This is a genomic window from Tautonia sp. JC769, from assembly GCF_040717455.1.
Lineage (GTDB): Bacteria > Planctomycetota > Planctomycetia > Isosphaerales > Isosphaeraceae > Tautonia.
Genome location: NZ_JBFEFH010000023.1, coordinates 1 through 17,811 on the forward strand (window position 1 = coordinate 1; position 17,811 = coordinate 17,811).

16 protein-coding genes are annotated in these 17,811 nt (G+C 69.6%); 2 read left to right on the forward strand and 14 right to left on the reverse strand.

Annotated features, from left to right (window positions below):
- Positions 1 to 865 precede the first annotated feature (865 nt).
- Positions 866 to 2,023: a hypothetical protein gene (locus AB1L88_RS19915; protein ID WP_367098443.1), complete on the forward strand. Its 1,158-nt coding sequence runs from the start codon at positions 866 to 868 to the stop codon at positions 2,021 to 2,023.
- A 110-nt stretch (positions 2,024 to 2,133) separates the two neighbouring features.
- Here AB1L88_RS19915 and AB1L88_RS19920 read toward each other — a convergent pair whose 3' ends face one another.
- Positions 2,134 to 2,970: a hypothetical protein gene (locus AB1L88_RS19920; RefSeq protein WP_367098444.1), complete on the reverse strand. Its 837-nt coding sequence runs from the start codon at positions 2,968 to 2,970 to the stop codon at positions 2,134 to 2,136.
- Between the two features lie 207 nt (positions 2,971 to 3,177).
- Here AB1L88_RS19920 and AB1L88_RS19925 point away from each other — a divergent pair, with 207 nt between their 5' ends.
- Positions 3,178 to 3,837, forward strand: coding sequence for an MBL fold metallo-hydrolase (locus AB1L88_RS19925; RefSeq protein WP_367098445.1), 660 nt, complete (start codon positions 3,178 to 3,180; stop codon positions 3,835 to 3,837).
- Positions 3,838 to 4,017: 180 nt separating this feature from the next.
- Here the strand turns inward: AB1L88_RS19925 and AB1L88_RS19930 are convergent, their stop codons facing one another.
- The 13 genes from AB1L88_RS19930 to AB1L88_RS19990 form a co-directional block, all read right to left on the reverse strand.
- Positions 4,018 to 5,172, reverse strand: a complete 1,155-nt coding sequence (locus AB1L88_RS19930; protein ID WP_367098446.1) for an iron-containing alcohol dehydrogenase — start codon at positions 5,170 to 5,172, stop codon at positions 4,018 to 4,020.
- A 9-nt stretch (positions 5,173 to 5,181) separates the two neighbouring features.
- On the reverse strand, positions 5,182 to 5,478 hold the full coding sequence (locus tag AB1L88_RS19935; RefSeq protein WP_367098447.1) for a putative quinol monooxygenase: 297 nt from the start codon (positions 5,476 to 5,478) through the stop codon (positions 5,182 to 5,184).
- Positions 5,479 to 5,568: 90 nt separating this feature from the next.
- Entirely contained in the window at positions 5,569 to 6,063 is a 495-nt protein-coding gene (locus tag AB1L88_RS19940) for a Fur family transcriptional regulator (RefSeq protein ID WP_169972939.1), read from the reverse strand.
- Positions 6,064 to 6,315: 252 nt separating this feature from the next.
- A complete protein-coding gene (locus AB1L88_RS19945; protein ID WP_367098448.1) occupies positions 6,316 to 6,735 on the reverse strand; it encodes a flagellar biosynthesis anti-sigma factor FlgM in 420 nt (139 codons plus the stop codon).
- A gap of 88 nt (positions 6,736 to 6,823) precedes the next feature.
- Positions 6,824 to 8,110 carry an MlaD family protein gene (locus tag AB1L88_RS19950; protein ID WP_367098449.1) on the reverse strand — a complete coding sequence of 429 codons (1,287 nt, stop codon included), beginning with the start codon at positions 8,108 to 8,110 and terminating at the stop codon, positions 6,824 to 6,826.
- 45 nt (positions 8,111 to 8,155) lie between these two features.
- On the reverse strand, positions 8,156 to 9,049 hold the full coding sequence (locus tag AB1L88_RS19955) for an ABC transporter permease (protein ID WP_367098450.1): 894 nt from the start codon (positions 9,047 to 9,049) through the stop codon (positions 8,156 to 8,158).
- Positions 9,050 to 9,096: 47 nt separating this feature from the next.
- Positions 9,097 to 9,489: a HEAT repeat domain-containing protein gene (locus AB1L88_RS19960; RefSeq protein ID WP_367098451.1), complete on the reverse strand. Its 393-nt coding sequence runs from the start codon at positions 9,487 to 9,489 to the stop codon at positions 9,097 to 9,099.
- Positions 9,490 to 9,676: 187 nt separating this feature from the next.
- Entirely contained in the window at positions 9,677 to 10,372 is a 696-nt protein-coding gene (gene nfi / locus AB1L88_RS19965; RefSeq protein WP_367098452.1) for a deoxyribonuclease V, read from the reverse strand.
- A gap of 9 nt (positions 10,373 to 10,381) precedes the next feature.
- Complete coding sequence (gene ltaE, locus AB1L88_RS19970; protein ID WP_367098453.1) at positions 10,382 to 11,440, reverse strand: low-specificity L-threonine aldolase; 1,059 nt, start codon at positions 11,438 to 11,440, stop codon at positions 10,382 to 10,384.
- Entirely contained in the window at positions 11,437 to 14,610 is a 3,174-nt protein-coding gene (locus tag AB1L88_RS19975; RefSeq protein ID WP_367098454.1) for a PVC-type heme-binding CxxCH protein, read from the reverse strand. Before AB1L88_RS19975 ends, ltaE begins: the two co-directional genes overlap by 4 nt.
- Before the next feature lie 33 nt (positions 14,611 to 14,643).
- Positions 14,644 to 15,240, reverse strand: coding sequence for a hypothetical protein (locus AB1L88_RS19980; RefSeq protein ID WP_367098455.1), 597 nt, complete (start codon positions 15,238 to 15,240; stop codon positions 14,644 to 14,646).
- The gene (locus AB1L88_RS19985) at positions 15,237 to 15,818 is read right to left on the reverse strand and encodes a hypothetical protein (RefSeq protein WP_367098456.1); all 582 of its coding nucleotides are present in this window, start codon (positions 15,816 to 15,818) and stop codon (positions 15,237 to 15,239) included. Before AB1L88_RS19985 ends, AB1L88_RS19980 begins: the two co-directional genes overlap by 4 nt.
- A 245-nt stretch (positions 15,819 to 16,063) precedes the next feature.
- Positions 16,064 to 17,746 (reverse strand): Gfo/Idh/MocA family oxidoreductase, encoded by a 1,683-nt coding sequence (locus AB1L88_RS19990; protein WP_367098457.1) that lies wholly within the window; start codon positions 17,744 to 17,746, stop codon positions 16,064 to 16,066.
- Positions 17,747 to 17,811 lie beyond the last annotated feature (65 nt).

The following is a 17,811-nucleotide window of genomic DNA, read 5'->3' on the forward strand; positions in this document are numbered from 1 at the left end:
CTTGTATCGGCGCGGGGTGCCACTGGCTCGGCCAGTGCCGGGCTGAACCGGAGCACTGGCTGATCCAGTGGAACCCAGACATCAGCATTTTTCACCCGCCAGTGCCACCCCGCCGCTCTTGACATCAGAGGCCATGAGAACCCTGAGGCGGTGGCCGGCCTCATCGGGCGGGCGCCTCTGCGACTCGCCCCCAATAGAGTTTCACGCCATCACCATGAAGTTCCCAGAGCTCTCCCGTGACGGTATCAACCATGTAGCAACGGCGGTTATCCTCACCGAAGGTAGAGATCTGATACCTTTGGCCGAAGCCTTGACCGTCGCCCTGAGCGGCAGCCTCCTGCCATCGTGTGCCCCCGATCAGCCCCAGGAAGACAAGACCAATCGCGAATGCCAACCATCGTCCGTGACTCATGCCCGATGCCTCCCGCCGCCTCACCTTGTTTCGGCGCACGTTTCATCGCAATCGCGACAAGCCGGCGCCCGAAAATCCGTGGTACAACACGACTGAACGGACGTCGAAAACCGAGCGTCACATCATCAATGTCTCGGCAGTCGACAGAGATTGCAAGGGAATTCACGGGCTCCAAACGCAGGACGGCGGGACCATCGGGGCATCGGCGGACTCGGATCGACGACACGTCGGCCCAGTCGTCGGCCTCCTGTCCCATCCTTGCGGCCGCCTCCGAGCCGACGCCCTCGACACCGAAAGGCTCGGCAATTAGATAATCTGGGTCCATTGCGCGATTTCGTATGACCAAAAACCCGTCCTGACACGATGGTAATGTCAAGGAGATCGTGCGCGGCCAACGCGTCGCGGTCCCGAGTGATGCACCTGTGAACGTCACCCGAGCCGGAATTCCCGATCATGCCCAGCCTCCGCCAGATCGAGGCCAACCGCCGCAACGCCCAAAAATCGACCGGCCCGGTGACCGACGCCGGGAAAGCCAGAGTCGCCCGCAACGCATTGAAGCACGGCCTGGCCGGCCACGGGGTCGTCTTCACCGACGAGATGACCGAAGCCATCGAGGAGCGCAAGCGGCACTGGATGTCCCAGTACCGCCCCGACAGCCCCGCCCAGCACTGGCGGTTCGAGCGGATCGTCATCGAATCGGTCCGGGCCGATTCCTGTTTCCACCGCTCGCTCGCGCTCCGCGATGAACTCGCCCGGCGGGCCTCCGAGACCTGGGACGACGACCGCGCCCTCGACGCCGAACGCCTCGGCCAGTCCCTCGCCGACCGCCCCGAACTCGTCCGGCCGACCCTCCTCCAGACCCGCCACGGCGCGCTCTGGCTGCTCGACCGCTGCGACGACCTGGCCGACCGCCTCGCCCGCTCGCCCGGCGACCCGACCGACGCCGACCTCTCCCGCCTGCTCGACCTGCTCGGCGTCCCCGCCTCCGACCGCGACGACGCCCGAACTCGTCTCCTGGAAACGGGTTCCGACCCTTCGGAGGCGATCGCCTCGCTCCTTGACGACACCCGCGCCGACCTCCGCCACCGCCTCGACGCCTCCCTCGACGACCGCGACGACCGCGCCCGGATCGACGCCCAATCCGGCCTCGCCGACGACCCCGCCGCCGTCCGCCTGCTCGACCGCTACGAAAACCAGGTCCTCCGCCGCCTCCGCCAGGCCGAGGCCGACCTCCGACGCCTCCAGTCTCCTCCCTCAGCCCCTCTCTCCACCTGCTCTGCCCCTCCGACCGATCCTGCCGTCCCTACCGATCCTTCCCGCTCTCCCGATGTCCCGTCCTCTGCCCACTCGCCCCACGCCACGGCACCACCCAATGCCCCCGCCCCCTACGCCGGACCCACTGCCCAGCACCGGCCGACGTCCCCTCCGAGCCGTCCCGATCGGACCCAGGCCCGCACCTCCCTGCCCTCGCCGCCGGTCCCCGCCGCGACGCCCCCGACCGAAGAACCTCCAGTGGCCGTCAATCGCCGCCAGCGGCGGGCCTTGAAGGCGTGGAAACGTCGCCACGCCGGCCCCCATGTCCCGGAGAATCGCCGGAATCCCCTGTCGTGATTCGAGAGGGGCCGAAACCCGTTCGAATCACCCTGGACGGAGCATCCTCCATCGACCCGGTTTCCCCTCGGAACCCGGCGAACCCAAACAAACCCAAATTCAAGCGACCCTCACACCTCGGTCGGCACCCGGACCAGTTCCCCCTCGAACCGATCCCAGCCGGACCAGACGCCCGACGCCCCCGGATGATGCTCCCGGACCCACCGGGTCGCCTCGTCGAGCCGGGCGATGCGTCCCGCGTCCGCCCCCGCGTTGAGCGCCTTCACCAGCAAGGCGGCCAGCCCCGCCTCGGGAGCTTCACCCCGGGCGATCTCTCGCAACTGCCTGTCCTCGATCTGGTTGTATCGCGACGACTCCGCCAGGGTGTACAGGGCCCACACCCGGATCATCGGGTCCTCATGCGTGCTCAGCTCGCGCAACGGGACCGGCTCGATCGCCTCCCCCGCCCCCGATCCATACGCCAATGGCCGCAGCATCAAGAGCCGGAACCAGGCCGGCCAGCCCTCCCCCCCGCTCCGTGCCACGGCCATCGCATAGGCCCTCGGGTCCCCCGTGGCGGCCTCGGCCGTCAGCGACTCGGCCATCAGATACCGGGCCAGGTCGGGCAGGTCGTTCCGAATGGCGATGTCGTACCGCTGCCGCTCGGTCGTCCGCGGGTTCCTCGCCAACCGGTCGGCCGCGTTCACCCGCTCGACCGTCCCCCGCCTCGGGTCGTGCAGGACGTACACATCCCGCCAGACCTCCCGGAGCGTCCAGACCCCCCAGGCGAACCAGAGGACCAAGCCCGCCATGACCACCAGCCCCGCCAGCGCCAGGTACCAGAAGGTCCCGTACTTCTCCAGGTTCGACCGCTGCTCCCACGGCTCCAGGGTCACGATCGGCAGGCCGGGCAAGGCCGGCTTCCCCGGCTCGTGCGGTGGTGGTGGTGTCGCCGAAGGGTCCGCCATGCCTCCCGTCCTCCTTCATTCGTGCCCAACCGCCGCCACCCGGTCCCGACGCTCCCCTTCGGTTGTACTCGATCCGCCGACCCGCTCCCAGGCCCGGCCCCGCCCTCGACTCGTGACCGCCCCGGCCCGGCGCGATACCCTTGGGCCATCATCCCGAGGCCGATCATCCCCCCGATGACCCCCGACCCCACCCAAGGACCCCTCGCCATGCGCATCCTCTGGTACGGACACGCCGCCTTCCTGATCGAGACCGAGGGACGGCGGATCATCCTCGATCCCTACACCTCGGCCGACGCCGGCTCCTACGCGCCGATCGCCGAGCCGGCCGACCTGGTCGTCGCCAGCCACGAGAACGCCAGGTACCACAGCGGCCTCTCAGAGATCGTCCCCCCCTTTGAATCGCTGATGGCGACCGCCTTCCCCCCCGAGGGGGTCGAGGCCCTCGGCCTCCGGTTCGAGGCCATCCCGGTCTTCGAGACCCCCGAGAAGCTCCCCGGCGACGAGGTCACCATCCTCCACTTCCGGGCCGAAGGGTTGCACGTTGCCTTCCTCGGCGACCTCGGCCACGCGCTGAGCCCCGACGAGCTGGCCCGCCTCGGCCGGCCCGACATCCTGCTGTTTCCCGCCGGGGGCCCGCCGACGATCGACTTCCCGCTCATCCCGCCCCTGGTCGAGGCTCTGGCCCCCCGGCTCATCCTCCCCATGCACTACCTGACCCCGAAGATCAACCTGAAGCTCCAGCCCGTCAAGCGATTCCTGGACACCCTGCCCGACTGGCCGGTCGATCGCCCCGGATCCTCGTCGATCACGGTCGATGCCGATCGTCTCGGGCCTCGTAGGATCGTCGTGCTCGACTCGGCCCGATAGCCCGTCGTGTCCGCTTCAACGGCCCGATCGCAACCAGAAGCCTGGGAAGACCCCGAGCGCTCGCCACCACTCGCGTCGACTGACGCACTCGGAGTCCTTCCCACAATGCCGCACACTGTCGCAGCCCCGGCCTCCGACCCGATTCGCACCGATGTCGCATCGATCCTCGACACTGCCGGGTCAGATCGCCGCGTCGAGAATCGATCGCAGCTCCTCGTCGGTCAACGGCAACGGGTTCCCCTTCATGCTGCTCGCGCGCCGGGCAACCGGGATGATCCGATCGCAATCGCCAACGGTCAGCCCCGCCTGCCCGAGCCCCGGGATCCGGAACTCCTCGCAGCGCGATCGAACCCACGCCGCGCCGTCGAGCGCACTCGCTTCGGGATCGCCGGTCAGGGTGCGAGCGACCTCGGCGTAACGATCGAGGATTGCCGGGTCGCCTCGCTCGGCGATCGCGCGGAGATTGGCCTCCATCACGATCGGCAAGAGCCGCGCGCAAATCGCCCCGTGAGCGTGGCCGGTGGCCCCTCCCAACACCCCGGCGAACCCGTGGACGGCCCCCAATCGAGCGTTCGCCAGGGCGATCCCGCCGCAGAGGGCCGCCAGCGCCATGTCTTCCCGGGCGGCCACATCCGAGCCGTCCCGATACGCGGTGCTCAGCGATCGCGCCACCCGCACCAGACCTTCCCGGCAGACGCCGTCGGTGATCGGATTGGCCATGTTGCCCACGAACGGCTCGATCAATTGCGTCAGGGCGTCCATGCCGGTGAAGGCGGTGATGTCCGGCGGCATCGAGACGGTCAACTCCGGGTCGATCACCGCCAGGCGAGGCAGCAGGTATTGGCCCCGCAAGCTGGCCTTCACCTTGTGCTCAGGGACGTCGAGCACGGCGTTCCGCGTCACCTCGGTCCCCGTCCCCGCCGTGGTCGGCACGGCCACGAAGGGCACGCCCGGCCGCTCCAACGGCCGTCCCTTGCCGACCAGCTCCAGGTAGTCGAGCACCGCCCCCGGGTTGCCGATCAAGGCCGCCACCGCCTTGCCGGCGTCGAGGACGCTGCCGCCCCCCCGGGCGATCACCAGATCGACCCCCTCGGCGCGGGCCAGATGGGTCGCCTCGTCCACCCGATCCGTCGTCGGCTCGCCCCCGACCGCCACCACAACCGACGCGATCCCGACCTCGGCCAGGCCCGCCGTCAACGCCTCTCGACCCCGCTCGGAGCCCCCGAGGACCACCAGGGCCCGACGGCCCCCCAGCTCCCGGGCCAGGCTGGGGAGCTTCGCGGCCGATCCCGACCCGAAGACGATCCGCCCGGCCGTGGCAAACTCGAAGTTCATGGGCTCTGCTCACGCCTCGGCATCGACCGCGTCGAACTTCACGCTGAACCGGGGCGCCGCCATCATGTCGGCCACCGCCTCGGCCCAGGCCTGGTAGTGGGCCGTCTGCTTGTGCGCCGCCGGGGCCTCGGCGGTCCGGTAGATCTCGACCAGGAGGAACCGGGTGGGATCGTCCTGCTGCTGGAAGACGTCGAACCGCGCGACCCCCGGCTCGTCCCTGCTGGCCCTTGCGTTCGCGACCGAGGCCGCCTTGAACGCCTCGACCCGATCCGGCTTCACCTGAACATGCACATGGACCGTCAGCATGGGAGCAATCCTTCGGAGCACTCGGGCCGCGTCCGTGGCTTCAGGGGTCGACCACGTCGTGCCGCCGGTCGCCGTCGCCCGGGCCTCGCATCAGATCTGGTCGAGCTTCCGCCTTCGGCTGCGGGCCTTCAGGCAGTCGGGGCACTGGCCGGTGATGACGAACTTGTGATTCTCGGCCCGGAAGCCGAACTGCTGGGCGATCACGTCCCGGATGCGCCGGATCTCGTCGTTGCGGAACTCGACGATCGCGCCGCATTCGGAGCAATGCATGTGGTCATGCGACGGGTAGCCGTAGTTGTGCTCATACGCGGTCCGGTTCGTCAGGCGGAGCTCGCGGAGCAGGCCGGCCTCGACCATCAGGCGGAGGGACCGGTAGACGGTCGACCGGCTGACCCGGCGGCCGGCCTCTCGCAGGTCGGCCACCAGCTCGTCGGCGTCGAAGTGCTTGTGAGAATTGAAGATATGGTTGACCAGGACCCGTCTCGGCTCGGTCAGTTTCTCGCCCCGGATCTCCAGAAACTCGCGGAACTTCTCCTCGGGGCTTTCTTTGACCTGGAGCGGTTCGAGGTCGGCAGGTGGCGTCACGATGCTCGTTCCTGTGGGGCGGTTCCCGGGACGTGGCGATCGGCCGAGGACCGGGTGGCTCCGGCAACGAATCGAGAACGATTCTCGATTATAGTGCCTTCGCCCGGCCGCGGCCAGGGGAGCCCGCCCCGGGGCGGTCGATTGGCCGATCCCCCGGGATCGGGGGCCGCCCCGGGTCTCGGGGCGACCCGGGCCGGGGCCGCCGGCCCGGGGTCACGCCCGCGGGGATCGGGGCCGATCGGCCCCGACCGGTCAGAAGCCGGAGAGCTCGGCGAGCAGGTTGTCGAGGGCCCGGTCGAGCTTCTCGGGCGTCTCGTAGGTCCCGTCGGCGATCTGCTGGCGGATCGCCTCGACCTTCTCGTGCCGGATCTCGGGGAGGCTGTGGATGCCGTCGAGCACCAGGCCGAGCTGCGAGATTTCGACCTGGTCCTTCGGCGCGGCGGCCGGGGCGTTGGCCGCGGATTCGACGCTGAAGGACGCCAGTCGGGGGTAGATCGGTTGCGAGCCCTGGGGGCCGCCGGCGCCGTGGATTTCCATGGTTTGCGTCTCCTTCTGCACCTGGGAGAGACCCGTGCCGATCGAGTCCGGCTCGGCCTCAGTGTTCTGGCCCGGCGATCTCGACCCCCCGCCCCCTGGTGGGGGCAAGGCCGCGGCCGAGGGCTTCAGGACCATCACAATCATCTCGTCTGCTACTTAGATCGGCCGGAAGCTGGAACGAATTTAACCGAAAATGCGAAAATCGGGGGATCGATCCAGGCGTCTACTCCCGATTCATCAGCCCGCCCCCCCGCCCCCGGTCCGGCTGCGGCTGGGCCTGGATCCCCTGCGCCAGGCCCCTCATCATCGGCTCGAGCTGCGCATTGATTGCCGAGGCCCGCTGGAGCATCTGGTCGACCGCCTGCTGCTGCTGCGGGCTCTCCATCTGCGTCCGCAAGGCCTGGAGGTGCTTGACCGCGTCGTTGAACTCGCTGGCGGCCTTCAGCACCACGTTGGCCGTGTCGAAGTTCGCCAGGGCGATCTCGGCGTCTCGGCCCGGCTTGTACAGGGGGCTGATCAGGAGCGGGTTGGCCCGGATCTTCTCCACCGTCATCCGGCCCGAGTCGGTGATGTCCCGCACGTTGCCGATCGTCCGCTCGATGTTCGCCCGGTTGTTGACCAGGATGCCCGAGATGTTCCCCAGCGAGATGTCGGCCTGGTACAGGACCCGGTCGGCCCGCATCCGGGTCTGGTCGAGGTTCTCGGCCAGCTCGCCGAGCTTCGGCCCGTACTGCTGGAGCATCACGTTCGACTGGGCCGAGAGGTGCCGGACGTTGGACACCGTCTCCGTGATCCCCTCGCGGTTCTCCACGACCGCCCCCTCCAGCTCGTCGATCAGGGTGACTGCCTGCACGAGCAGCCCCTCGATCCGCTCGGTCATGGCGTCGAGCTTGCCCGAGGCCCCGGCCACGGCCGGCCCGGCCACCTCGGTCGCCCGCTGCACGTCGTCGGCCGCCTGCTGGAAGGCGGCGAGGGTCTTCTGGAGCCTCGGCGAGACCTCGTCGATCGTCCGCCGCACCTGGCCGATCGTGTGGCTCAGGTGGCCGCGCTCGGCCGGGCCGAGCCCGACCTGCTCCAGCAGGGGGTCGAACAGGGAGCTCTCGATCCCCTCGATCGGCTGGCCCGGCACCCAGGCCACGCCCGACTCGCCGACCGAGGCGATGTTGACGCTCGACGAGCCGGTCAGGCCCGACGCGATGACGATCACCGCGTCCTGCTTCAGCCGGCCCGCCAGCTCCCTCGCGATCGACAGGCGGACCCGGGCGCGCAGGGCCCCCTCGTGGTCGACGATGTCGACGGCCGAGACCCGGCCCGCCTCCAGGCCGGCGATCCGGACCGGGTGGCCGGGGCGGATCCCCTGGCCGTCCCGGAAGAAGACGTCGATCGAGGTGCGATCGGTGACCAGGTAGCCCGGCCCTCCCCCGGCCACGACGACCAGGCCGAGCAGGCCGGCCACCGCCGCCACCAGGACCAGGCCGACGCGGGCGTCTCGGATCGTCGAGCGACTCATGAGGATATGCGTCTCCAGTGCTGGGTCGGGCGGGCCCGCCCCGAATCAGGTCGGCAGGACCGTCGGGCCGAACGCCGGCCCCGCCAGATAGGCGAAGAGGAACCACGAGAGGTTGAATCCGAGGATCAGGGCCATCGACAGGCAGCAGGCCCTCAGGGCGGCCATGTGCGGCGGGAGGGCGTCGCGCCGCGACCCCTCGAAGCAGGCCACCGCGGCCGCGATGGCGCCGAAGGCCATCCCCTTGACCACCAGGCCGAGGATATCACGCATCCAGAGCATCTCGGCGAACGTGTCGAACAGGGTTTCGAGCGGGATGCCCAGCACGACGTTGGCAATCCGGTAGCCGACGAACGTGCCCACGGCCGTGCCCCATGCGGCCAGCACCGGCCCCATCAGGGCCGCGGCGATCAGGCGGGGCAGGGTCGCCCTCGCGTCGCTCGGACCCGATCGGTCGTCGGCCCGGAGGCCGAGCGCCACGTCCCGGTCGGCGATCCAGCCGGGATCGGCGTCGAGCTCGGGGCGGGGCCGGGTCCGCAGCTCGACCGTCGCCCGGCTGGCCAGCAACCCGGCGAGGATGAAGCCCGAGAGCAAGGGGCCGCCGTTGCGGATCAGGCCGACCCCCACCACCGGGCCGACCCCGGCCTCGAAGGTTGCGCCAAAATATGCTTGCATGGACAAGAACGAACCCATGCCGACGTGGACGAGGCCGACGATGGGGAGCCCGGCGAGGATCAGCCAGTCGAGCTGGGCCATCGTGGCGGCGCGGATCGAGAGGGTCCCCGTCGGCCTCGGCTCGGCGACCGCGGCCAGCGACCGGATCGGCCAGACGGCCAGGCCGCCGAGGTAGGCCAGCAGCAGGACGACCGGCCGGAGGGGCGCGAGCATGCCGGGCAAGGGGTCGGGCTCGGGTTCGATCGTCGCGGCGATGCGGTCGGACATGGTCCGGCCCTCCCTGGCCGGGGGTCGTTCTCAGGGTGGCGACGCGATTACGGGCGAGAGGAGCGATCGGTTCCGGGGAATCGCCGGCGATCCGAGGGAGCATTCGATTGCGTAGCCCACCATGACCGCCAACGGGCCACGGCGGCGGCGCGGTCCTCGGGGGTGCCGTACGGCACGAAGCCGAAGTCCTGGCCGGTCCGCTGCCGGAGCGTCTCGTGGCTCGACAGGCGGACGACCGGGTCGCTGTCTTCCAGGTGCGCGATCAGGGCGGGGATCGCCTGGGCATCGCCGACCGACTCGTCGAGCCCGGCCGCCCGGGCGCGGACGAACGGGGCCGGATCATTCAGCTCGGCGAAGTCGCGCACGCCGGTCCGACACCCGGCAATCGGGGCGATCGACAGCCCAACGATGAGCACGATCCAGCAGTGCCGGCGATCCATCCCTGCGTCCTTTGATTCCTCGGGTCCTTCCGAAGACTCGCCGTGCTCCGGGCGACCCGTTCAGGGAACACCCGGCGCGATCGGGGCGAAGCTTACCCGAAGCCTCCCTGTGGGGCAATGCCGGTCGGGGCGTCCCGTACCTTTCCGCGGCGAGGGGAGCGGCGAACCCTCGGCGGGAGGCGACAATTCAGGGGGATTCCGGACGGTCGCCCGCCTGGCGACGCAGTTCGTTGACGAAGGCGTGGGCAAATCGGATGGGCGTCGAGAGCCGGTATTTGCCGGTCGTGTCCAGGACGATCCGGAGGGCGCTCTCGAAGTCGCAGCGATGGCCGGGGGAGACGAAGACCGGGTTCGTCCGTCGCTTGGTGCGGAGGGCGATCCCGATGGTTTCTCCCTGGTGGATCAAGGGGGAGCGATCCCCTCGCTCCGGCCCCGGTTCCTCGAAGGTCCCGCAGAGGCGGGACTTGGCGCAGCCGACGGTCGGCAGGTCGAGCCAGAGGCCGACGTGCGAGGCGATGCCGAGGCGCCTCGGGTGGGCGATCCCCTGGCCGTCGCAGATGAGGACGTCGGGCCGGTGCCGCAGGCGGTCGAAGGCTTCGAGGACGGCCGGGGCCTCCCGGAACGAGAGGAGGCCGGGGACATAAGGGTAGCGGGCAGTGGCGATCAGGCCGCTCCGCTCGACGATCGCGTCGGTCTCGGCGTCGATGACGACCACGGCGGCGAACAGGCGGTCGTCCCCCCGGTTGTACGAGACGTCGGCCGCGCCGATCAGGCGAGCGGATGGGAGCGGCGAGGAGGTGTCGATCCGGGCGGCCAGCTCGCGCTGGAGGACGCGGGCGTCGGCGGGGGAGAGGTCCCAGGAGTGGAGCGGATCGCGGGGCATGGGAGGGCCTCAGGCGGTTCGGGCCATCCCCGCGGTGACCTGGGCGATGGCCTCGGCCGCCCGCTCGGCCTGGGATCGGGAGCAGTCGAGGTGCGTGACCGCCCGGAGGATCTGCGGGCCGAGGGCGCTGACCAGGACCCCGACCTCGCGGAGCCGATCGGCCACCTCGCGCGCCGAGCCGACCTCGGGATCGACGGCGATCCAGACGAGGTTCGTCTCGACCGGGCCCGATTCCAGGGACAGGCCGGGGGCCTCTTCGACGGCTTGCGCGATCAGTTGAGCATGTCTGTGATCGTCTGCGATGCGGTCGACGTGGTGCTCCAGGGCGTGCAACGCGCCCGCCGCGAGGATGCCGGCCTGGCGCATGCCGCCGCCGAGGGCCTTGCGGAGCCGGCGGGCGCGTCGCATGAGGTCCGCCGACCCGGCGATGGCCGAGCCGACGGGGGCCCCCAGCCCCTTGCTGAAGCAGATGGAGACGGTGTCGAACTCGCGTGCCCAGTCGCGGGCCGGGACGCCCGAGGCGACGACGGCGTTGATCAGGCGGGCGCCGTCGAGGTGCATGGCCAGGCCGTGCTCGCGGGCCCAAGCCGAGATGGCGCGGACCGACTCGATCGGCTGCACCCGGCCGCCGGCGCGATTGTGGGTGTTCTCCAGGCAGACGAGGCGGGTGCGGACGTAGTGCTCGTTGTCGGGCTGGATCTTGTCGCGGAGGTGGTCGACCGTGATCAGGCCGCCGTGCGGGTTGATCGTGCGGGCCTGCACCCCCCAGTGGCGGGCGATGCCGCCGGCCTCCCAGACATAGACATGAGCACGGGCGTCGCAGATCAACTCGTCTCCCGGACCGGCATGCAAGCCGATGCCGATCTGATTGGCCATCGTGCCCGAGGGGACGAACAGGGCGGCCTCCTTGCCGAGCAGGTCCGCCACGCGGGCCTCGAGGGCGAGGACGGTCGGGTCCTCGCCGTAGACGTCGTCGCCCACCTCGGCCTCGGCCATCGCACGGCGCATGGCGGGGGTGGGCTGCGTGACGGTGTCGGAGCGGAGGTCAATCAATGATCGGGTACTCATTCCTGAGATCCTTCGGACGAGGCGGCGGGCGATGGGGGGGTGATGAGGGTGCGGGGGGTGCCGTCGATGGGGCGGGCTTCGGGGTCTTCCGGGGCGCGGTCGAGGCAGAGGAAGGCGAAGAGGTCGGCCATCTCGCTCGGGGTGATCTGCTCCTCCAGGTTCTCGGGCATGAGGGAGAGCGGGCTGACCTGGACCTCCTCGACCTGGTCGCGGGGGATGACCGCCCGCTCGCCCCCCTGGAGCTTCAGGACGATCCGGCGGTCGTTGTCCTCCTCGACCAGGCCGGAGAGGATGCGGCCGTCGGCCGTGGCCACGATCGTGCCTTGATACGAGGCGCCGATGACGAGGCTGGGGTCGAGGACGTTCGAGAGCAGTTGTTCATACGAGCCTCGGCCGTTGCCGGTGAGGTCGGGGCCGACCTGCTCCCCCTTGCCGTAGATTTGGTGGCACTGGGCGCAGACACGCTCGAAGACCAAGCGGCCGGCGATGGGGTCGCCGTGGGCCTCGGCGAGTTCGTCCCGGACTCGGGCGAGGACCTGTTCCCGGGCCGGGTCGCGGCCTTCGCGGACGGTGCCCCAGGTCTGGCGGACGAGTTCGGCCAGCTCCCGATCGGGGCTCTCCAGCAGGGCGCGGACCTGATTGACGTTGAGGGCCTGGGCGGGCAGCTCGCCGCGCCCGATCGCTTCGAGCAAGGCCCGGGTCCAGGCGGGGCGCTGGGTGAGCAGGGCGACGGCGCGGGGTTTCAGCTCCGGCTCGAAGGCGGAGTAGGAACCGAGGATCACGTCGGCGATCCGCGGTTCGTTGATCTGGCCGATCGCGGCCAGCACCTCGCCCCGGAAGTCGACGGAACCGGCCTCGGAGCGGGCGATCACGTCGGCGATCGCGGGGAAGACGTCGGCATCCTCGGCCGCGACGAGGACATCGAGCGACGCGCGACGCTCGGCGTCCTCGGCCTCGGGGTCGGCGAACCGCTGACGGACGTGGGCCAGGGCGTCGGCGTCTCCCCAGAGGGCGGCGAGCCGGGCGAAGGCGGGGCGGAGCGGGTCGTCCTCGTTGGCGAGGCCACGAGCAGTGGGGTTGATCGGGTCATTCTCGTTGGTCAGACTGCGGCGAGCGGCCGGTTGAAGTCCCTCGCGGAGCGAGACAAGGCGGTCGCGGTCGAACCGCCCTTGCCTGACCTGATCGGCGATCGTGGCGAGGCTGGATCGTTTCGAATCATCAGAAACCATGACATGCCCGAGGATGAGTCGTGTGAACTCGGCGATCTGCCTCCCCTCGACCGCATCGACGGCGATGATACGGTCGAGCATCCTCGGCAGCATCTCGGCCAGGGCGGGCGACCAGCGTTGGTCGACACCCTGGAGCAACTCGGCCAGGCGGACGACGGCCTCGGGGTCGTCGAGCATCGGGTGGAGGTTCTGCCAGACGACGCGGGGGAGCAAGGGGTCGGCGGATTCGGTCGAGCCGAGGACGGCGAGCAGGGTGGCCATGCCGTCCAGCCCCTCCACCTTGCGGGAGGCGATGGCGAGCTGGAGGCGGACGTCGGGCGAGGGGTCGGCGGCGAGGTTGGCCAGCGATTCGAGGACGTCATCCTCGACCCGTCCGAGCGTGGCGGCATAGCGGACGCCCCAGGCGCGGAAGGTCGAGTCGTCGTGGGCGAGCAGGTCGCGGAGGTAATCGGACGTCAGAGTGACGAGGGATCGGGCGACGTCGGGAACATGATCCAGCGAGTCGAGGCCGTCAGCTTGCCAACTGACAAGGGCCCAGAGGGCGTGCAGGCGTCCCTTGCGGCCCAGGTTGTCGGAGAAGACGGCGGAGCGGAGCTTCTTGTAAAGTGGAACCTCGTGGCCGACCCCTCCGAACTTGAGGCGTTCTGTCAGGAGACGCTGGGCGATGTCGCGGTCGTAGACGTTTGGGCTGTCGAGGAGCCGGATGAGGGAGTCATTCGATTCGGAGCCGAGGTCGAAGTTCGCCCGGCGCGGGGTGTCGCCGTAGCGGACGCGGTAGAGGCGGCCCTTGAGGCGGTCGATGCCGGCGGGGTCGCGGTTGGCGTCCTGATAGCAGTGGTAGCGGTCGTACCAGTCGAGGATGTAGAGGGAGCCGTCGGGGCCGACCTTCTGGACGACGGGCATGAACCAGGCGTCGTTGGCGGAGAGGAAGTCGGGCTCGCCGTGCCCCTGGTAGGTGGAGCCGTTGCGGGTGAGGGAATCGACATTGATGGAATTGCCGTGGATGTTCCCCATGTAGAGCTTGCCGCGGTACTCGGGGGGATAGGCGTCGCTGTCGAAGTAGGTGATGCCGCAATAAGCACGTTTCTGATGGAAGTGGTCGACGATGGATTCGATCTTCCAGATGAACGGCGGGTACGGCCCACCCTGCCGGTGGTAGTAGCCGGTCTCGACCAGGTGCCAGAGGTGGTCGATCACGCAGGCCGAGGCGAAGAGCGAGCCCTCGGGGTCGATGGCGATGCCCCAGGGATTGCTGGTGCCCTCGCAGAAGAGTTCGAATTTGCGTGTCCAGGGATGGATGCGGAAGATCGCGCAAGTGAATTCGAAAGTCTTGCCGTTTTGCTCGACCTTGCTCGGGTTGAAGACGCCGTTCCAGCCGTAGAGCCAGCCGTCGGGCCCCCAGGTGAGGCTGTTGGGCAGCTCGTGCGTATCGAAGCGGCCGAAGCCGGAGACGACGACCTCGGGGGGGCCGTCGGCGACGCCGTCGCGGTCGCGGTCGGGGTAGAAGAGGATGTCGGGGGCGTTGGCCACCCAGACGCCGCCGTGGCCGACTGCGATCCCCGAGGGGATGTTCAGCCCTTCGGCGAAGATGCGGACGGAATCGGCGGTGCCGTCGCCATTCGTGTCCTCGAGGATCTTCACGCGATCGCGGCCGGGGCCGGGCTCGCGGCGGGGGTATTCGAGGCTCTCGGTGACCCAGATGCGCCCCTTCTCGTCGAAGGTCATGGCGACGGGGTTGACCAGGTCCGGCTCGCCCGCGACCAGCTCGACGGTGAAGCCGTCGGGGACGGTCATCGCGGCGACCGCCTCGGCCGGGGAGCGGGCGGGGTTGGGGGGGCGGTCCTGGCCGTGGGGGATGGGGGTTTCCTGTCGCGCCCGGAGCGGCAATGACGCACCGAGCGCCAGGAGGACCATCGCGGTGAGGGCCGACTTCCGTCTCATTGGTTACGCTCCTCGACCGCGATGGCGGCCGGATCAGGGGATGACTGCCGGGTCGACGGAGCCGAGGAGATCCGGCCGTCCTCGCCGAAGTTGCGGGCGGGGCGGGACCTCGTCGTTCGGGACGACGCGGATCGTGCAGACGGTGTCTCGGAGGCGGAAGACGTCGAGCGGCGGTCCGATCGGGTAGTCCCCGGCTTTCAAGAAACCCTCGACCAACCGTTCCGTGGGGAGGCCCGGCGGGACGTCGGGGATCGACTGGATGCTTTGACTCCGGCCGGCCTTCGTGATGCGAAGGCATGATTCGCCGGGCATTCTGCCAGACCCGGGGTCGGTCCGGAAGACCCCGAAGCGGTCGATCACGAGGGAGAAGCGCTCCCGGGCGAACGGCCGGTCCCCCTCGGCGGCGGGGATTCGCGTGGTCATGCCCCCGAAGTCGTCGATCAGGAGGGTCGTCCCGGCCGGGATGTCGATGTGGAATTCGATCAGGGCCAGGTGGGCGGTCTGACCGAAGTCGGAGGAAGGGACGCGGAAGTGCCCCTCGGGGATCGCCGGGCCGGGCGGGTTGTCGTCCGCCGCCGGGGGGGCGGCGGGGAGCAGCGCGGAGGCGATCAGCAGTGCTGGCGTCATCATCGGCGGTTCTCCCCCACCACGGCGCCGGGGTTGGTCACGGTGATCGTATACGTCTTCCCCTGGAATCGGAAGGCATCGGCGCTCGAACCGAGCCGGTGGAGTCCGGGCTTCATGACGGGGGTGAGGATCTCGTCGAGCGGCTGGTCGGTCGGGATGACGACGGAACCGCCGCCGCCCCCGCCGCTGCGGGCGGCCTTGGTGAAGAGCATGAACGTGCTCAGGCCCTCGACATCTCGGGCGATCGGGGACTGGTAGACCCCGAAGCGGTCGAGCAGCGCGAGCATGTGGAGCCGGCCGGTGGGCTTACCCGAGGGAGACGAGATGCTCGACCGGCTCCGCGAGCCGCCCGGGCCGGGGCCTTCCGACCGGATGTCGACGATCGAGCCGACCGGGGCCTCGATCTCGGCCTCGATGGCCATGATGTTGGCCGTCTCGGCGAATTCGAACGAAGCGATCCGGAAGTGCCCTTCGGGGAGCGGGGCGCGGGGATCGTCGGGCTCGTCCTGGGCGGCGGCGGCTTGGGAGAAGGCGACGGCGAGCAGGAGGCTGAGCGAGACGGCTCGGGAAGGGAATGTCATCGGTGTCCTCCGGAAGATGGGGTTCCCGCCACGCGGGCCGGTGCGATCCCGGCCCGAGGGGATGAGGCTACCCGCCACCGAACGCCTCGTCCAATGAAATTCCAACCAATCCTTCCTGGATGGATTCGAGGATGCGAGACCGGTCGCGCCCCGGGAATGACAAGGCCCGGCCCGGGGGAAGGACCCCGGGCCGGGCTCGCTGGGACCGAAGGGGGCGGTCGGCCTACGGGCCGATCGGGTCGAGATCAGGCGCGGCCGCGGGCGAGGCGGCCGGAGAAGTCGGCCTCGGGGACGGCGGGGGACTCGGGGTCGAACCACTCGGGCTTGAACTCGATCCGGGCGTTGTGCCGCATGGCCAGGTTGCTGGTCAGGGCGATGACGGCGTCGGCCAGGGCGACGGGGCCGGGGCAGCGGGGCTGGTGGTCGGTGTCGCCGTTGTAGTTGTTCGGGTCGCCGTTGCGGATGCAGTAGGCGAAGTGCTCCAGCTCCTCGCGGTAGCCGCGGGAGGGCAACTCGCCGGCGCCGGCGGCCATGGTGCCGAGCGACTGGGCCTGCGACGGCCCTGCGAGGCTCGGGCTGGTGGCCAGGGCGTTGCCCGACTCGACGGAGATGGTGGTCGACCGGCCGGCCCAGTTGTCCTGCGGGCGGTTGCGGTCGTATTCCTTGTAGAGGTAGATGTCGTATTCCTTGGAGACCATCAGGGTGCCGTAGGTCCCCATGACGGTCTCGCCGTAGTCCTCGAAGGCATTGGTGGTGATCGAGGAGTAGGAGACGACGACGCGCTCGTCGGTGTCGGGGACGCCTCGGCTGTCGAGGTTGGCGCCGATCTTCGGGAACTCGAAGTTGACGAAGACGTGGTCGTCGACCTCGCGGCCGTCCTGGTAGTAGTAGGTGCCGCCGAAGCCGGAGACGGCCAGCGGGTGCTGCTTGCCGAGGAAGATGGAGCAGGCGTCGAGCTGGTGGCTGCCGAGTTCGGCCATCAGGCCGGCGCCGGTCTTGTCAAAGAGCCGCCAGCGGACGAGCTCGTCGTGGTTGTTGCACTTGTAGACCTTGCCGTCGGACGCCTTGTAGGCGATGGCGTCGAGGTCGACCTTGTCGTCCCCCTCCATGTAGGGGGGCTTCCAGGAGTCGTAGTAGAGGGGATTGCCGTCGTCGTCTCGGAGGATGACGGGCTCGCCCTTGTCGTCGCGCTTGATGGTGCCGTCGTCGTTCTTGGCGAACTGGAGCTGGCCGTTGTTGCGGTGCCACGAGGCCCGGATGTGGCGGATCTCGCCGAGCATGCCGGCGCGGATCAGGGCGTTGGCGTTGTCGTAGATGGCCGAGTAGTGCCGCTGGTGGCCGATGGCCAGGAGGCGGTTGTTCTCGCGGGCGGCCTTGATCATGGCCTTGCATTCGCTGATGTCGTGGGCCATCAGCTTCTCGCAGAAGACGTGCTTGCCGGCCTTCAGGGCGTCGATGGCGACCGGGGCGTGCAGCCAGAGCGGCAGGGCGATGACGACGACCTCGACCTCGGGGTCGTCGAGGACCTCCTTGATCGTGCCGTAGTTCTTCAGGGCAGCGATGTCGGACTTGGTGTACTGGTTGAGGTCGTGGCGGGGGCCGAAGTAGTCGAGGGCGCGCTTCTGGTTGTAGGGGCGGGCGTCGCAGAAGCCGATGTAGTTGATGTAGTCGCGGTTCGACTGGCGGATCATGGCATCGCAACCCTCGTTGCCGGTGCCGATGATGGCGGCCTTGACGGCCGGCTTGTCCCCCAGGGGCTTGTAGCCGAAATAGAGGGCGCCGAGGGCGGGCCCGGCGGCGGCGGCGGCCACGAGGAAGTCGCGACGGGTCGGGTAGCCCGCCCGGGGGCCGGTCTCCAGCCCGCCGATCGCGGCGTAGGCGTTGGCCCGACCGATGGCACGCTGCTCGTCGGTGAGATGGTTGGTCATGCTTGGCAGCTCCTGTCGGTTCGAAGCGGTCCGGAAACGGTTGCGGACCGGTCAACGTCGGGGCG

Coding starts and splice junctions, on each gene's coding strand:
- AB1L88_RS19915 (WP_367098443.1), top strand. CDS start 866: ATGCCCAGCCTCCGCCAGATCGAGGCCAACCGCCGCAACGCCCAAAAA.
- AB1L88_RS19920 (WP_367098444.1), bottom strand. CDS start 2,970: ATGGCGGACCCTTCGGCGACACCACCACCACCGCACGAGCCGGGGAAG.
- AB1L88_RS19925 (WP_367098445.1), top strand. CDS start 3,178: ATGCGCATCCTCTGGTACGGACACGCCGCCTTCCTGATCGAGACCGAG.
- AB1L88_RS19930 (WP_367098446.1), bottom strand. CDS start 5,172: ATGAACTTCGAGTTTGCCACGGCCGGGCGGATCGTCTTCGGGTCGGGA.
- AB1L88_RS19935 (WP_367098447.1), bottom strand. CDS start 5,478: ATGCTGACGGTCCATGTGCATGTTCAGGTGAAGCCGGATCGGGTCGAG.
- AB1L88_RS19945 (WP_367098448.1), bottom strand. CDS start 6,735: ATGGTCCTGAAGCCCTCGGCCGCGGCCTTGCCCCCACCAGGGGGCGGG.
- AB1L88_RS19950 (WP_367098449.1), bottom strand. CDS start 8,110: ATGAGTCGCTCGACGATCCGAGACGCCCGCGTCGGCCTGGTCCTGGTG.
- AB1L88_RS19955 (WP_367098450.1), bottom strand. CDS start 9,049: ATGTCCGACCGCATCGCCGCGACGATCGAACCCGAGCCCGACCCCTTG.
- AB1L88_RS19960 (WP_367098451.1), bottom strand. CDS start 9,489: ATGGATCGCCGGCACTGCTGGATCGTGCTCATCGTTGGGCTGTCGATC.
- nfi (WP_367098452.1), bottom strand. CDS start 10,372: ATGCCCCGCGATCCGCTCCACTCCTGGGACCTCTCCCCCGCCGACGCC.
- ltaE (WP_367098453.1), bottom strand. CDS start 11,440: ATGAGTACCCGATCATTGATTGACCTCCGCTCCGACACCGTCACGCAG.
- AB1L88_RS19975 (WP_367098454.1), bottom strand. CDS start 14,610: ATGAGACGGAAGTCGGCCCTCACCGCGATGGTCCTCCTGGCGCTCGGT.
- AB1L88_RS19980 (WP_367098455.1), bottom strand. CDS start 15,240: ATGATGACGCCAGCACTGCTGATCGCCTCCGCGCTGCTCCCCGCCGCC.
- AB1L88_RS19985 (WP_367098456.1), bottom strand. CDS start 15,818: ATGACATTCCCTTCCCGAGCCGTCTCGCTCAGCCTCCTGCTCGCCGTC.
- AB1L88_RS19990 (WP_367098457.1), bottom strand. CDS start 17,746: ATGACCAACCATCTCACCGACGAGCAGCGTGCCATCGGTCGGGCCAAC.